At 72.3% G+C, this 15,155-nt stretch carries 15 protein-coding genes; 10 read left to right on the plus strand and 5 right to left on the minus strand.

Annotated features, from left to right (window positions below; genetic code table 11):
- Window positions 1-30 precede the first annotated feature (30 nt).
- Window positions 31-1,299, plus strand: coding sequence for a tyrosine--tRNA ligase (tyrS, locus tag ACWDD7_RS23920; RefSeq protein ID WP_351865490.1), 1,269 nt, complete (start codon window positions 31-33; stop codon window positions 1,297-1,299).
- 64 nt (window positions 1,300-1,363) lie between these two features.
- On the opposite strand, the gene ACWDD7_RS23925 is transcribed toward tyrS, so the two are convergent.
- On the minus strand, window positions 1,364-1,645 hold the full coding sequence (locus ACWDD7_RS23925) for a GlsB/YeaQ/YmgE family stress response membrane protein (RefSeq protein ID WP_450458842.1): 282 nt from the start codon (window positions 1,643-1,645) through the stop codon (window positions 1,364-1,366).
- A 236-nt stretch (window positions 1,646-1,881) separates the two neighbouring features.
- On the opposite strand from ACWDD7_RS23925, the gene ACWDD7_RS23930 reads away from it, so the two are divergent.
- Window positions 1,882-2,223, plus strand: a complete 342-nt coding sequence (locus ACWDD7_RS23930; protein WP_351865486.1) for a DUF3099 domain-containing protein — start codon at window positions 1,882-1,884, stop codon at window positions 2,221-2,223.
- 208 nt (window positions 2,224-2,431) lie between these two features.
- Window positions 2,432-2,647 carry a hypothetical protein gene (locus ACWDD7_RS23935; RefSeq protein ID WP_450458843.1) on the plus strand — a complete coding sequence of 72 codons (216 nt, stop codon included), beginning with the start codon at window positions 2,432-2,434 and terminating at the stop codon, window positions 2,645-2,647.
- Window positions 2,648-2,689: 42 nt separating this feature from the next.
- On the opposite strand, the gene moaA is transcribed toward ACWDD7_RS23935, so the two are convergent.
- The 3 genes from moaA to ACWDD7_RS23950 all read right to left on the minus strand — a co-directional run bounded on the left by moaA (window position 2,690) and on the right by ACWDD7_RS23950 (window position 5,837).
- A complete protein-coding gene (moaA, locus tag ACWDD7_RS23940) occupies window positions 2,690-3,679 on the minus strand; it encodes a GTP 3',8-cyclase MoaA (protein WP_450458845.1) in 990 nt (329 codons plus the stop codon).
- A gap of 176 nt (window positions 3,680-3,855) precedes the next feature.
- Window positions 3,856-5,484: a solute symporter family protein gene (locus ACWDD7_RS23945; protein WP_450458846.1), complete on the minus strand. Its 1,629-nt coding sequence runs from the start codon at window positions 5,482-5,484 to the stop codon at window positions 3,856-3,858.
- Window positions 5,481-5,837: a DUF485 domain-containing protein gene (locus ACWDD7_RS23950; RefSeq protein WP_450458847.1), complete on the minus strand. Its 357-nt coding sequence runs from the start codon at window positions 5,835-5,837 to the stop codon at window positions 5,481-5,483. Before ACWDD7_RS23950 ends, ACWDD7_RS23945 begins: the two co-directional genes overlap by 4 nt.
- A gap of 261 nt (window positions 5,838-6,098) precedes the next feature.
- On the opposite strand from ACWDD7_RS23950, the gene ACWDD7_RS23955 reads away from it, so the two are divergent.
- Together ACWDD7_RS23955 and ACWDD7_RS23960 are read left to right on the plus strand one after the other, a co-directional pair.
- Window positions 6,099-7,667 carry a S8 family peptidase gene (locus tag ACWDD7_RS23955; protein ID WP_450458848.1) on the plus strand — a complete coding sequence of 523 codons (1,569 nt, stop codon included), beginning with the start codon at window positions 6,099-6,101 and terminating at the stop codon, window positions 7,665-7,667.
- Window positions 7,668-7,893: 226 nt separating this feature from the next.
- Window positions 7,894-9,282, plus strand: coding sequence for a CoA transferase (locus ACWDD7_RS23960; protein WP_450458849.1), 1,389 nt, complete (start codon window positions 7,894-7,896; stop codon window positions 9,280-9,282).
- Between the two features lie 7 nt (window positions 9,283-9,289).
- Here the strand turns inward: ACWDD7_RS23960 and ACWDD7_RS23965 are convergent, their stop codons facing one another.
- A complete protein-coding gene (locus ACWDD7_RS23965) occupies window positions 9,290-10,000 on the minus strand; it encodes a VIT1/CCC1 transporter family protein (RefSeq protein WP_351865465.1) in 711 nt (236 codons plus the stop codon).
- Window positions 10,001-10,188: 188 nt separating this feature from the next.
- Between ACWDD7_RS23965 and ACWDD7_RS23970 the strand changes: the two genes are divergently transcribed.
- From ACWDD7_RS23970 to ACWDD7_RS23990, 5 genes are all read left to right on the plus strand, one after another.
- A complete protein-coding gene (locus ACWDD7_RS23970) occupies window positions 10,189-11,181 on the plus strand; it encodes a DEDDh family exonuclease (protein WP_450458850.1) in 993 nt (330 codons plus the stop codon).
- 165 nt (window positions 11,182-11,346) lie between these two features.
- A complete protein-coding gene (locus ACWDD7_RS23975; protein ID WP_078873419.1) occupies window positions 11,347-11,580 on the plus strand; it encodes a hypothetical protein in 234 nt (77 codons plus the stop codon).
- A 62-nt stretch (window positions 11,581-11,642) separates the two neighbouring features.
- Window positions 11,643-12,455, plus strand: coding sequence for an SURF1 family cytochrome oxidase biogenesis protein (locus ACWDD7_RS23980; RefSeq protein ID WP_450458851.1), 813 nt, complete (start codon window positions 11,643-11,645; stop codon window positions 12,453-12,455).
- Window positions 12,456-12,571: 116 nt separating this feature from the next.
- Complete coding sequence (locus tag ACWDD7_RS23985; protein WP_450458852.1) at window positions 12,572-14,377, plus strand: glycoside hydrolase family 15 protein; 1,806 nt, start codon at window positions 12,572-12,574, stop codon at window positions 14,375-14,377.
- 4 nt (window positions 14,378-14,381) lie between these two features.
- A complete protein-coding gene (locus ACWDD7_RS23990; RefSeq protein ID WP_450458854.1) occupies window positions 14,382-15,137 on the plus strand; it encodes an SDR family oxidoreductase in 756 nt (251 codons plus the stop codon).
- Window positions 15,138-15,155 lie beyond the last annotated feature (18 nt).

Here is a 15,155-nt window from a genome sequence, read left to right on the forward strand (position 1 = left end):
CCCGAGGATCATCAAGGAGACACGAGAACCGTGACGGACATCGTCGACGAACTGAAGTGGCGTGGGCTCATCGCCCTCTCCACGGACGAGGACGCATTGCGCAAGGCGTTCGCGGACGGTCCCGTCACGTTCTATTGCGGCTTCGACCCGACCGCGCCCAGTCTGCACCTCGGCAACCTCGTGCAGATCCTGACGATGCGCCGCATCCAGCAGGCGGGCCACCGCCCGCTGGGTCTGGTCGGGGGCGCGACCGGTCTGATCGGCGACCCGAAGCCCACCGCCGAGCGCACGCTGAACGCGCCGGAGACCGTCGCCGAGTGGGTCGAGCGGCTGCGCGGCCAGATCGCGCCGCTGCTGGACTTCGAGGGCCCGAACGCCGCGGTGATGGTCAACAACCTGGACTGGACCCAGGGCCTGTCGGCCATCGAGTTCCTGCGGGACATCGGCAAGCACTTCCGGGTCAACAAGATGATCGCCAAGGAGGCCGTCTCCCGGCGGCTCAACTCCGACGCGGGCATCAGCTACACCGAGTTCAGCTACCAGATCCTGCAGGGCATGGACTTCCTGGAGCTGTACCGGAGGTACGGCTGCACGCTGCAGACGGGTGGCAGCGACCAGTGGGGCAACCTCACCTCCGGCACCGACCTGATCCACCGGGTCGAGCCCGACGCCGTGGTGCACGCGCTGGGCACACCGCTGATCACCAAGGCGGACGGCACGAAGTTCGGCAAGACCGAGTCCGGCACGGTGTGGCTCGACCCCGAGATGACCACGCCGTACGCGTTCTACCAGTTCTGGATCAACGCGGACGACCGGGACGTGGCCAAGTTCCTGCGCATCTTCAGCTTCAAGTCCCGCGAGGAGATCGAGGAGCTGGAGCGGCTGACCGAGGAGCGGCCGCAGGCGCGGGCGGCTCAGCGGGCGCTGGCCGAGGAGCTGACGACGCTGGTGCACGGGGCCGAGCAGACGGCCGCGGTGGTCGCCGCGTCGAAGGCGCTGTTCGGGCAGGGCGAGCTCGCGGAGCTGGACGGCCGGACCCTGGCGGCGGCGCTCTCCGAGGTGCCGCACGTCCAGGTCGCCGAGCTGGGTTCCGTGGTGGATCTGTTCGCTGAGGTCGGGCTGGTGGCGAGCAAGTCCGCCGCGCGCAGGACCGTGAAGGAGGGGGGCGCCTACGTGAACAACGTCAAGGTGGCCTCCGAGGACGCGGTGGCCTCGACCGGGGATCTGCTGGACGGGCGGTGGCTGGTGCTGCGGCGCGGCAAGCGGAATCTGGCGGCGGTGGAGGTTGTCGCGGGATGACTCCGCCGGGGCGCGGTGGCTCGACACGGCCCCGCGCCCCCGGGTCGCTCCGGTCGGAGGCGTCTCAGACTCTCTGGCGTTTCCTCTTGCCCAGCGTCGCCATGTAGAGGGCGTCCACCACGGCGACGATGATGATCGCGGCCACCAGCTGGAAGATGTGGCGGCTCCAGTCGATGCCCCGGGTCTCCTCGACGTTCAGGGCGCGGGCGATCGCGTTGCCCGCGATGGCGCCGAGGATGCCGCAGATGGTGGTCAGCCAGAGGGGGCTGTGCTGCTTGCCGGGGATGACCGCTTTGGCGATCACACCCAGTACGAATCCCACGATGATCGCCCACAACCAGCCCATGGCTGCCTCCTCGTCCGGATCGACGTGAGCTTTACGTCAGTGTCGGCCGGTGCGCCACAGGACGCATGTCGTATCCCGCCGTACGGCCGGGCATCGGCGCAGGCAGCGGGCGACCCGGTCTCGTCGGGCGCGCGGCCGCGGCGTACCGTAAGACGTGTCCCGGCACCGGCTTCCGCGCCGGGGGGGTGGACGTGGGTGCGGGCCGGGAAGGTCCGATACGGCGGATGGTGAAGGCGATGCGGAAACAGCACGGCGCCGGCGGCCAGGTGTTCCGGATCACCGGGGCCCGGACCGGTCTCGCCGAGGACGTACGCGGGCGGCAGCGGCGGTACGTCATCTCGATGGCGATCCGCACGGTGGCGGTGATCCTCGCGGCCACGTTGTGGAACGTCGAGCGGCCCTTCGCCATCGTGGCGTTGGTGGCCGGTGCGATCCTGCCCTATATCGCGGTGGTGATCGCGAACGCGGGCCGTGAGCGGCCGCCCTCCCTGCCCTCGACGTTCGTCACCGCGCCCATGCGCCCGATGATCGGGACGACGCGCGGCGAGGACGAGCAGCCGCCCCGCAATCAGGGCTAGTACGGAGGAAGCGGACACCGACCCGGCCGCATCCTCAAGAAAAGCTCAAAATCAATCGCGCAGTTCCGGTGCCGGGCAACGGGTCGGCCGTGACATACTGCGTAAGCGCTCCGCATCCCCCGTCGGAGCGACGGACCGACGCCGGGCAGCTCCCCCCGTGGCTGCTCGGCGTCGCCTCGTTCTGCACCCGATCTGGTGAGACGAACCTGTGAGTGACGAAACCCCCATCTGCTCCGCCAAGGGCTGCCGCATCGCCGCCGTGTGGGTGCTGGCCTGGAACAACCCGAAGCTTCACACGCCGGAGCGGCGCAAGACCTGGCTCGCCTGCGAGGAGCACCGCGAGCACCTGTCCTCGTTCCTGGGTGTTCGGGGGTTCCTGAAGGACGTCGTCCCGCTCAAGGAGTGGGAGCAGAGCGGGAGTTGAGACCTGCGGGCGGCCGCGGTCCGGCCGCCGGTCAGCCCTCGCTCAGCCGCCGATCGCCGACATCGGGCGGTCCGGCTGGACGAAGGACGGGTCGTCCAGGCCCGCGCCCGCCTTCTTGCCCCACATCGCCTGGCGCCAGAGGCGGGCGATCTCCTCGTCGGGCGCGCCGGAGCGCAGGGCCTCGCGCAGGTCGGTCTCCTCGGTGGCGAACAGACACGTGCGGATCTGGCCGTCGGCGGTGAGCCGGGTGCGGTCGCAGGCCGCGCAGAACGGGCGGGTGACCGAGGCGATCACGCCGACCCGGTGCGGGCCGCCGTCCACCAGCCAGCGCTCCGCCGGTGCCGAACCGCGCTCCTCGACGTCCTCCGGGGTGAGGTCGAAGCGGGTGCGCAGGGAGGCGAGGATGTCGCCGGCGGTGACCATGCCCTCGCGCTTCCAGCCGTGCTGGGCGTCCAGGGGCATCTGCTCGATGAACCGCAGTTCATAGTCGTGTGCGACGGCCCAGGCCAGCAGGTCGGGGGCCTCGTCCTCGTTGAGGCCGGGCATCAGGACGCTGTTGACCTTGACGGGCGTGAGGCCCGCGGCGCGGGCGGCCCGGAGTCCTTCGAGGACGTCCTTGTGGCGGTCACGGCGGGTGAGGGCCTTGAAGACGTCGGGGCGCAGGGTGTCCAGGGAGACATTGACCCGGTCCAGGCCCGCGTCCCGGAGCGCGGCGGCGGTGCGGCCGAGGCCGATTCCGTTGGTGGTGAGGGACACCCGCGGGCGCGGGTCGAGGGCCGCGACGCGCTCGACGATGCCGACCAGGCCGGGCCGCAGCAAGGGCTCGCCGCCGGTGAAGCGGACCTCCTCGACGCCGAGCAGGCGCACCGCGATGTCGATGAGGCGGACGATCTCGTCGTCGGTGAGCAGGTCGGGCTTGGCCAGCCACTGCAGGCCCTCCTCGGGCATGCAGTACGTGCAGCGCAGATTGCACCGGTCGGTCAGCGAGACCCTCAGGTCGGTGGCCACGCGGCCGAACGTGTCGATGAGCACGTGGGCCCCCTCCCTCGTTCGAGCATCGGCGTCGTTTCCGTTTCATCTGCGAGCCTACGTGACGCCACCGACATCGACACCGGCCCGATCGGACGAGGAGTCCGGCGGCCGCGCCGTAGGACCGTACAGCCCTGGGGACCCGTACGGCTCCGGCGACGCGGCCGGTCGTACGGGCGTCAGTGCGCGCCCGTCCCGGTGAGGGAACGCACCTCCAGTTCCGCGTACTTGCCGGCGGCCGGCACCTCCTTCGACAGCAGGGTGCCCACGGCGCCGAGCAGGAATCCGACGGGGATGGAGATGATCCCGGGGTTCTCCAGCGGGAACCAGTGGAAGTCGACGTCCGGGAACATCGAGGTCGGGCCGCCGGAGACGACCGGGGAGAACAGCACCAGGCCGACCGCGGTGACCAGGCCGCCGTAGATCGACCACAGGGCGCCGGCGGTGGTGAACCGCTTCCAGAAGAGGCTGTAGAGGATCGTCGGCAGGTTCGCGGAGGCGGCGACGGCGAAGGCGAGCGCCACCAGGCCGGCCACGTTGAGGTCGCGGGCCAGGGCGCCGAGCACGATGGAGACCGCGCCGATGCCGACGGTGGCCCAGCGGGCCGCGCCCAGTTCCTGCTTCTCGGTGGCCCGCCCCTTCTTGACGACGTTCGCGTAGATGTCGTGCGCGAAGGAGGAGGACGAGGCGAGGGTGAGGCCGGCGACGACGGCGAGGATGGTGGCGAAGGCGACGGCGGAGATGGTGGCGAGCAGGACGGCGCCCCCGTCGGAGTCGACGCCGCCGAGGTGCAGGGCGAGGAGCGGGGCCGCGGTGTTGCCCGCCTTGTTGGAGGCGGTGATCTCGTCCGGTTTGATCAGCGCGGCGGCGCCGAAGCCGAGGGCGAGGGTCATCAGGTAGAAGACGCCGATCAGGCCGATGGCCCAGATCACCGACTGACGGGCGGCCTTCGCGGTGGGCACCGTGTAGAAGCGGATCAGGATGTGCGGCAGGCCCGCGGTGCCGAGGACCAGGGCGAGGCCGAGGGAGAGGAAGTCCAGCTTGGTGGTGCCGGTGGCGCCGTACTTCAGGCCGGGCTCCAGGAACGACGCGCCCTTGCCGCTGTTGTCGGCGGCCCTGCCGAGCAGGTCCGAGACGTCGAAGTGGAACTTCACGAGGACCAGGAAGGTCAGCAGCAGGGCGCCGAGCATCAGCAGCACGGCCTTGACCATCTGTACCCAGGTGGTGCCCTTCATGCCGCCGATGGTGACGTACATGATCATCAGAACGCCGACCAGGGCGACGATGCCGATCTTGCCCATGTCGCTGGTGATGCCGAGGAGCAGGGAGACCAGGACGCCCGCGCCGGCCATCTGGGCGAGCAGGTAGAAGATCGACACCACGATGGTGGAGGTGCCCGCGGCCGTGCGGACCGGGCGCTGGCGCATCCGGTAGGCGAGCACGTCGCCCATCGTGTAGCGGCCGGAGTTGCGCAGCGGTTCGGCGACCAGGAGCAGCGCGACGAGCCAGGCGACCAGGAAGCCGATGGAGTAGAGGAAGCCGTCGTAGCCGAAGAGGGCGATGGCGCCGGCGATGCCGAGGAAGGACGCGGCGGACATGTAGTCGCCGGAGACGGCGAGGCCGTTCTGGAAACCGGTGAACTGGCGTCCGCCCGCGTAGAAGTCGGCGGCGTCCTTGGTCTGGCGGCCCGCCCAGACGGTGATGACGAGCGTGGCGGCGACGAAGACGGCGAACAGGGTGACGATCAGCGTCCGGTGCTCGCTCGCCTCGCCCGCGGCCAGCAGGGTGTGGTGGGTCGCGGGGCTCATTCCGCGCCCTCCATACGGGACTTGATGGCCCTCGCCCTCGGGTCCAGCTTGGCCGCGGCGTGCCGGGCGTACCACCAGGCGATGAGGAAGGTGGTGAGGAACTGGGCGAGCCCGAGGACCAGGGCGACGTTGACGTTGCCCGCGACCTTGGTGCCCATGAACCCGCCGGCGTAGTTGGAGAGCAGGACGTACAGCAGGTACCAGGCGATGAAGGCGAGGGTCAGCGGGAAGGCGAACGAGCGGTGCGCGCGGCGCAGTTCGCCGAAGTCCGCGCTCTGCTGCACCGCGGTGAACTCATCGGCGGTGGGAAGGGGTACCCCCGGTGTCGCGGGGGGCGGTGTCTCGGTGGCCACGGGTTCTCCTCGCGGGTGCTGTCGGACAGGGCGGCCGGGGGCTCGATGGTGCTCGCGCTCCCTGCCCAGGTCCACGGCGCCACGCGAAGGCCGGTTCAAGTCCTATGAGTTCTTTCGCAAGCGGTCTGATCGAGTCATTGCCAAGTCATTGCCGATCACAGAGGTGACGGGTTACGTTCCGGATGCACCACTCACCATGCGCCTGCCCGAGCACCGACCCGTGTCTCGGGCGGCTTCGTATCGGGATGAAGTGGAGAACCCATGCCTCATCTGCGCCCCAGACGCCGGCCGGTGTTCGCCGTGCCGGCCGTGCTGTCGCTCACCGCCTCGCTCGGCTTCCTGCCGGCCGCGGCCTCGGCCGCGCCCGCGACGACGGCACACGCCGCGGTCGGGGCACCGGCGTCCGGGACACCGGCCGCGAACACCTCGACGGCGGACGGCCCGAACCTGTCGTATGTGGTCAACACCCGCACGGACCACGGCACGCTCGACTCGGTGCGGCGCGAGATCACCCGCAACGGCGGCACCCTGGTGGCCGGTTACGACCGGATCGGCGTCCTGGTCGCGCACTCCGCGAACCCGGACTTCGCCCGGCTGATGCGCGCGGTGCCCGGGGTCGCCTCGGCCGGTGCCACCCGCCACACCCCGCTGGCCTCCGCGTCCACGACGGACAGGGGCGCGCCGCAGGTGCTCGGCGGCGCGCAGGCGGCCGCGGCCGGCGCGGCGGCGACCGGGGACCAGGACCCGCTGGAACCGCTCCAGTGGGACCTGCCCGCCGTCAAGGCGGACAAGGCGCACGAGAAGACGCTCGGCAGCCGTGAGGTCACGGTCGGGGTCATCGACAGCGGCGTGGACGACACCCACCCGGACATCGCGCCCAACTTCGACCGCGCCGCCTCCGTCAACTGCGTGTCGGGCAAGCCGGACACCACCGACGGCGCCTGGCGGCCCGGTGCCTCGGAGAGCCCGCACGGCACGCATGTGGCGGGGGAGATCGCGGCCGCGAAGAACGGCGTGGGCATGACGGGCGTGGCACCGGGCGTCAGGGTGGCCGGCATCAAGGTGGCCGATCCGAACGGGTACTTCTACACCGAGGCCGTGGTCTGCGGCTTCGTCTGGGCGGCCGAGCACCACGTCGACGTGACCAACAACAGCTATTTCACCGACCCCTGGTACTTCAACTGCACCACCGACCCGGACCAGAAGGCACTCGTGGACGCCGTCGGCCGGGCCTCGCGGTACGCGGAGCGGCGGGGCACGGTGAACATCGCGTCGGCGGGCAACGAGAGGTACGACCTGGCCGCCGACGCGATCACCGACCCGGACTCGCCGAACGACGGCACCGCGTCGTCCCGGGTGATCGACCCGCGCCGCTGCTTCGACATCCCGGCCCAGTTGCCGGGGGTCGTGACGGTCGCGGCGACCGGCGCGAAGGGCCTGAAGGCGTCGTACTCCAACTACGGCCTGGGCATCATCGACATCGCCGCGCCCGGCGGCGACTCGACGGTCTACCAGACGCCCGCGCCCCCGGCGACCAGCGGCCTCATCCTCGGCCCGCTGCCGGGCGCCAAGTGGGGCTACATGGCCGGCACGTCCATGGCGGCCCCGCATGTGGCCGGTGTTGCCGCATTGATCAAGTCAACCCATCCGCACGCGTCCGCCGCCCTGGTCAGGGCACTCCTGTACGCGGAGGCCGACGCCACCCCGTGCACGGACCCGTACGACATCAACGGCGACGGCAAGGTCGACGCGGTGTGCCAGGGGCCGGCGAACCGCAACGGCTTCTACGGCCGGGGCATGGCCGACGCGCTGGCGGCGGTGACCGGATAAGACCCCTGTACGGGCGGGTGGTCCGCAGGTATCCGGCCACCCGCCCGTCCGTCATCCGTCCTGGTGTCCTGGGGGCGGTGATGGACGTCGTCACGGCGTTCAGCGCGGGGGACGCGGGCTGCCACCGCGCACGCGTCGACAAGGGCGTCCGTAAAGAGGCGGACCTTTACCGGCCGACGCCGGGTCCCTACAAAGGTTGATTGAATCAATAATGCATAGTGCAGTCATGACGGATATCGCGTTCGCATGGTCTGCGCTGGGCGGGGACCCCGCCCTGCTCTCCCGGGTGACGACGGTCGAGCGACCGGGAACCCTCCCGTCCCGCCTTCCGGTACGACGGTTCGCGCGCACCTGTGCCGGGGTGTGCGCCCTGGCCGCCGCCGAGCTGGCGGCCCACCGGACCGGTCGCGAGGCGCCCGGGGTCCGGGTCGACGACGGTGCCGTGGCCGCCGCGTTCCACAGTGAACGGCTGCTGCGCACGGACGGGCGGGCGACGGTCTCCTTCGCGCCGCTGTCGCGGTTCTGGCGCACGGCCGACGGCTGGGTGCGCACCCACGCCAACTACCCCCACCACCGGACCCGCCTGCTCGCCGCGCTGGGCCTGCCGGACGGCGCCGCGCCCGAGGACGTGGCCGCCCGGCTCGCGGACCGCACCGCCGCCGGGACCGAGGAGGCGGTCTACGGCGCCGGCGGCCTCGCGGTGGCCCTGCGTGCACCCGAGGAGTGGCGGGCCACCGAACAGGCCGCCGAGGTGGCCGCGCGGCCCCTCGTGGAGCGCGTACGGCTCGGCACCGCTCCCGTGCGCGCGCTCCCGCCGCTCGACCCGGCCGCCGCCCCGCTGCTGCCCGCCGCGGGGGTCCGCGTCCTCGACCTGACCCGGGTCCTGGCGGGCCCGGTCGCCACCCGCACCCTCGGCCTGCTGGGCGCGGACGTGCTGCGCCTGGACGCGCCCTGGCTGCCCGAACTCCCCGACCAGCACGCCGACACGGGCTTCGGCAAGCGCTCCGCGACCCTGGACCTGGCGGCCGACCGGGCCACCTTCGAGGAGCTGCTGTCCGGGGCGGACGTCGTGGTCACCGGCTACCGTCCCGGCGCGCTCGACCGCTTCGGCCTCTCCCCCGAGGCGCTGGCGGAACGGCACCCCGCACTGGTGGTGGCCCAGGTGTCGGCGTGGGGCGCGTACGGGCCCTGGGGCGACCGGCGCGGCTTCGACAGCCTGGTGCAGGTCGCCACCGGCATCGCGGTGACCGAGGGCTCCTCCGGGCAGCCCGGCGCGCTGCCCGCGCAGGCCCTGGACCACGGCACCGGCTATCTGCTGGCGGCGGCGGTCCTGCGGGCGCTGACCGAGCGGTCGTACGACGGCGGCGGCCGCGCGGTCCGGCTGGCGCTGGCGCGCACGGCGCACTGGCTGACGGACGGGATGCCGTACGACGCCCCGGAGACGGACGACCCGCCGGGCGCCCCTCACGTCGCCCCGGACGCCTGGCTCGCCGAGGCCGACGGTCCCCTCGGCCGGCTGCGGCACGCCCTCTCCCCGGTGAACTTCGCGGGCGGGCCCACCGATTGGGCCCGGCCCCCGGCGCCCTGGGGTTCGGACCGGCCCGTCTGGCCGTGAGGGCGGGTCACACCCCGACCGCTCCCAGCAGACTGCCCGCCGCGTACGTCACGGCCATCGCCAGCGCCCCGCCCCCCACGTTGCGCAGCACCGCCCGCCCGGGGGCGGCGGCGCCGAGGCGGGCGCTGGCCCAGCCGGTGAGCACCAGCGCGGCCAGCACGGAGACCACGGTCACCGGCAGCCGCCAGCCGCCCGGGGGCAGCACGATGGCCAGCAGCGGCAGCAGGGCGCCCACGGTGAAGGCCAGGAAACTCGCCCAGGCCGCGTGCCACGGGTTGGTCAGCTCGTCGGGGTTGATACCCAGCTCCACACTGGCGTGCGCCCGCAGCGCGTCCCGCTCGGTGAGCTGTTCGGCGGCCTCCCGGGCCACTTCCTCGGACAGCCCGCGCGACTGGAGCATCTGGGTCAGCTCGCGCAGTTCGGCCTCGGGCTGCTCGCGCAGTTCCCGCTTCTCCACGGCCAGCGCGGCCAGCTCGGAGTCGCGCTGGGTGGACACGGAGACGTACTCCCCGGCCGCCATGGACATCGACCCGGCGAGCAGCCCGGCCAGGCCCGCGGTCAGCAGGGCGGAGCGGCTCCCGGTCGCCCCGGCCACGCCGACGACGAGTCCCGCGGTGGAGACGATGCCGTCGTTCGCGCCCAGCACGGCGGCGCGCAGCCAGTTCAGCCGCGAGCCGAGCGCGCCGCCGTGGCTCTCGTCGTGGTTCAGTTCCGTCACACCAGGGAGGATCGCACTTCGGGGCGGCTCGCGCCGCTTCGACGCTCCACCGAGGGACAACAGGCCCAACGGAAAGGGACGTTCGGTACGGGCGGGGTCCCCACCGGCACCCGGGCGGCGCAACCCGGGGACTCCCGCGGAACCCTGCGGGGCGAAGATGTCGGTCACGGCCCGTATCCTCAGTGACCATGCTCGAAGACCGTGCGACCGCAGTGTCCTCCCCCACCCAGTGGCCGGCCGCGTATCCCCAGGGATACGCGGTCGTTGACGTGGAGACCACCGGCCTGGCCCGGCACGACCGGATCATCTCCGCCGCCGTCTACCGGCTGGACGCGCGCGGCGAGGTCGAGGACCACTGGTACACCCTGGTCAATCCGGAGCGCGACCCGGGACCCGTGTGGATACACGGTCTGACGAGCGAGGTGCTGGAGGGCGCGCCGCTGTTCGCGGACATCGCCGAGGAGTTCGCGGCCCGCCTGGAGGGCCGGGTGCTGGTCGCGCACAACGCGGTCTTCGACTGGCAGATGATCGCGCGGGAGTACGCGCGCGCCGAGCGCCGGGCGCCGGTGCGCCAGCGGCTGTGCACCATCGCGCTGTCGAAGGAGCTGGGGCTGCCGCTGCCCAACCACAAGCTGGAGTCGCTCGCCGCGCACTTCGGCGTGGTGCAGCAGCGGGCGCACCACGCGCTGGACGACGCGCGCGTGCTCGCGGAGGCGTTCCGGCCCAGCCTGCGGGCCGCGGCGGCGGGCGGCGTACGGCTGCCGCTGCTGGAGTGCCGCGCCCTGACGGAGTGGTCGGACGGCCCGGTGCCCCGGCAGTCCTCCGGCGGCGCCGGTGGCTACGGCGGCTACCGCCCGGGCAGTTGGCGCCCCTCCCGCAAAAGGCCCGCATGCCCCTATCCCAACCCAGGCCGCTATGAAGACGGCAAGCCTCTCAAACAGGGCATGCGGGTGGCGTTCTCCGGTGACACCTCCGTCGAGCGGGAGCTGCTGGAGGACCGGGCGACCGAGTGCGGGCTGCATGTGGCGTCCAGCATCTCCCGGCTGACCAGCCTGCTGGTGACCAACGACCCCGACTCGGGCACCTCCAAGACGGTCAAGGCGCGGCAGTTCGGCACGCCGGTCGTGGACGAGGCCGCGTTCGGGCAGCTGCTGCGGGACGTCGAGCCCGCGGACGAGTGAGACCGGGACCCCGGGTGAGTGGGCGGGACCCCGGGTGAGCGGGACCGGGCCCGCGGAGGCGTGACACCGGCTTCACGGACGGGTGGTCGTACGAAAGGGTGATTGACGCACGACTCACCCGGCACCCGCTCGCCCACGCGCCCGGGACGGCTCACCCTGTGGCTCATGGCGAGATGCGAAGTTTGCGGCAATGACTACGGAATGACCTTCGAGGTCCACGCCCAGGGCGCGGTCCATGTCTTCGACTGCTTCTCCTGTGCGATCCATCGCATGGCCCCGATCTGCGAGCACTGCCGGGTGCAGATCATCGGACAGGGCGTGGAGGTGGAGGGCCACTGGTACTGCGGCGCGCACTGCGCCCGCGCGGAGGGCCGTGCGGGAGTCGTCGACCGGGTGTGACCCGGCGGTCGTACGGCACCGGGTGTGACCCGGTACCCGCCCGATTGCACCCCGCGGCCCGGATGTACCGTCGTGGGGTGCATCGCTATCGCTTCCTGTTGTCCCGCCAGTGGGTCATCCTCACCATCGTCGCGATCGCGTTGATCCCCACGATGATCAGGCTGGGTTTCTGGCAGCAGCACCGCTACGAGGAGCGCACCGCGCGGAACGACCTGGTCGCCGCCGCGCTGCACGCCGAACCGGTCCCCGTCGAGCGGCTGTCCTCCCCCGGCCACGCCGTCACCCGGACCGAGAGGTACCGCACCGTCACCGCGACCGGCGCCTTCGACACCGCGAAGACGGAGGTGGTCCGGCGCCGGACCGACGCCGACGGGAACGTCGGCTACCACGTCCTCACGCCGTTCGTCCTCGACGACGGCAAGGTGCTGATGGTCAACCGCGGCTGGGTCGCCGCGGACGGGTCCCAGACCGCCTTCCCGAAGATCCCCGCACCGCCGGCCGGCCGGACCACCATCAGGGGACGCCTGATGGCCGACGAGACGACCGCGGCGAGCGGCATCAAGAACATCAAGGGCCTGCCCGACCGGCAGATCATGCTGATCAACAGCGCCGAGGAGGCGCACCGGCTCGGCGCGCAGGTGCTCGGCGGCTACATGGAGCAGACGGCGCCCACGCCCAAGGGCGGCTCCCCGGAGCAGATCTCCGACCCCGGCACCGAGGACGCCCCGCTGAACTACGCCTACATGATCCAGTGGTGGCTGTTCGCGGCGGCCGTCCCGGTCGGCTGGTGGTTCCTGGTGCGACGGGAGATCCGCGACCAGGAGGAGGCCGCGGCGGCACCGCGGCCGGAGGAGAGCGAACCGGCCACGGTCTGAGATCGCCGAGCGGGGGGGCGTCCCGGGCCGGACGTGCCCGGCGTGCTCGCGCGCTGTGTTCACTCCCCCGGCGCACCACCTGATTGGCCCCCAGGGTCGCAGGGAAACCGCATCCCGTGGACGCTCGTATCGAGGACTACGCCCTCATCGGCGACGAACAGACCGCCGCGCTGGTCGGCAGGGACGGCTCGATCGACTGGCTGTGCCTGCCCCGCTTCGACTCCGGCGCCTGCTTCGCCCGGCTGCTGGGCGAGGACGAGCACGGCCACTGGCGGATCGCCCCCAAGGCGGCCGAAGGGAACAAGCGTGACTGCACCCGCCGCGTCTACCGGCCCGACACCCTCGTCCTGGACACCGAGTGGGACACCCCGGACGGCACGGTCCGCGTCACCGACCTGATGCCGCAGCGCGAGCACGCCCCCGATGTCATCCGCATCGTGGAGGGCGTCAGCGGCCGGGTCACCGTCCGCAGCACACTGCGGCTGCGCTTCGACTACGGCTCGATCGTGCCGTGGATGCGCCGCTCCGACGGCCACCGGGTGGCGGTCGCGGGCCCCGACTCGGCGTGGCTGCGCTCCGAACCGCCCGTGCACACCTGGGGCGAGGACTACGGCACCCACTCCGAGTTCACCGTCGGCGGGGGCGAGCGGGTCGCGTTCGTGCTCACCTGGCACCCCTCCCATGAACGGCGCCCGGGGCTCGTCGACCCGTACGAGGCGCTGGAGGACAGCCTCACGGACTGGCGGCGCTGGGCCGGGCGGTGCCGTTACGACGGCCCCCACCGGGACGCGGTCGTCCGCTCCCTGATCACCCTCAAGGCGCTCACCTACGCGCCGACCGGCGGGATCGTCGCCGCGGCCACCACCTCGCTGCCGGAAAGACTCGGCGGGGTGCGCAACTGGGACTACCGGTACTGCTGGCTGCGGGACTCCACCCTCACCCTCGGCGCGCTGCTCACCGCGGGTTACCAGGAGGAGGCCGAGGCCTGGCGCAACTGGCTCCTGCGCGCGGTCGCCGGGGACCCGGCCGCCCTCCAGATCGTGTACGGCGTCGCGGGCGAGCGGCGGCTGCCCGAGCGGGAGCTGCCCTGGCTGCCCGGCTTCGCCGGCTCCTCCCCGGTACGGACCGGCAACGGCGCCCTGGACCAGCTCCAGCTCGACGTGTACGGCGAGGTGATGGACTCGCTGTCGCTGGCGCGCGGCGCGGGCCTGCCCACCCGGCCGCACATGTGGGCCATCCAGCGTGCGCTGATGGGCTTCCTGGAGTCGGCCTGGCGGGAGCCGGACCAGGGCCTGTGGGAGATGCGCGGCGACGCGCGCCACTTCGTGCACTCCAAGATGATGGTGTGGGTGGCCGCCGACCGGGCGGTGCGGACCCTCGAAAGCCACCAGGAGCTGGACGGCGACCTGGAGGGCTGGCGGCGGCTGCGCGAGGAGGTGCACCGGGAGGTGTGCGAGAAGGGCTACGACCCGGAGCGCAACACCTTCACCCAGTCCTACGGCTCCCGCGCGCTGGACGCCGCCCTGCTGCTCATCCCCCGCGTCGGTTTCCTGCCGCCGGACGACCCCCGGGTGATCGGCACGGTCGACGCCATCCGCGCCGGCCTCGGCCACTGCGGCTTTCTGCGCCGCTACGACTCCGAGGCGGACGACGAGGCGGTGGTCGACGGGCTGCCGGGCGGCGAGGGCGCCTTCCTCGCCTGCTCGTTCTGGCTGGCCGACGCGCTGCACCTGACCGGGCGCCCGCAGGAGGCGCGGGAGCTGTTCGAGCGGCTGGTGCGGGTGGCCAACGACGTGGGACTGCTGGCCGAGGAGTACGACCCCGTCGCGGACCGCCAGCTCGGCAACTTCCCGCAGGCGTTCAGCCATCTCGGCCTGGTGAACTCCGCCCTCACACTGTTCGGGGCCGAGGAGGCAGGATAGGGGCATGGATCTTGGACTGAAGGACCGGGTGTACATCGTCACCGGAGCCACCCGCGGTCTGGGCAACGCCGCCGCGCGGCAGCTCGTCGCGGACGGGGCGAAGGTGGTGATCACCGGCCGCGACAAGCAGCGGGCCGCGGACGCCGCGGCCGAACTGGGCCCCGACGCGGTGAGCGTGGCCATGGACAACGCCGACGCCGAGGCGCCCGAGCGGCTGATCGCGGCCGCCCGTGAGCACTTCGGCGGCTTCGACGGGGTGCTGGTGAGCGTGGGGGGGCCGCCGCCCGGCTTCGTCGCCGACAACACCGACGAGCAGTGGCGCGACGCGTTCGAGTCGGTCTTCCTCGGCGCGGTGCGGCTCGCCCGCGCGGCGGCGGCCGAGCTGGACGAGGGCGGCGTCATCGGCTTCGTGCTGTCCGGCTCGGTGCACGAGCCGATCCCGGCCCTCACCATCTCCAACGGACTGCGCCCCGGTCTCGCCGGGTTCGCCAAGTCCCTCGCGGACGAGCTGGGGCCGCGCGGCATCCGCGTCCTCGGCCTGCTCCCGGCCCGCATCGACACGGACCGCGTCCGCGAACTGGACGCCCTGTCCGCGGACCCCGAGGCCACCCGCGCCGCCAACGAGTCCCGCATCCCGCTGCGCCGCTACGGCGCCCCGGAGGAGTTCGGCAAGGTGGCGGCCTTCCTGCTGTCCCCGGCGGCTTCCTATCTGACCGGGATCATGGTGCCGGTGGACGGGGGCATGCGGCACGGATTCTGACGGTTCGCCGAGTACTCC

This window comes from Streptomyces sp. NPDC001056, assembly GCF_053598955.1.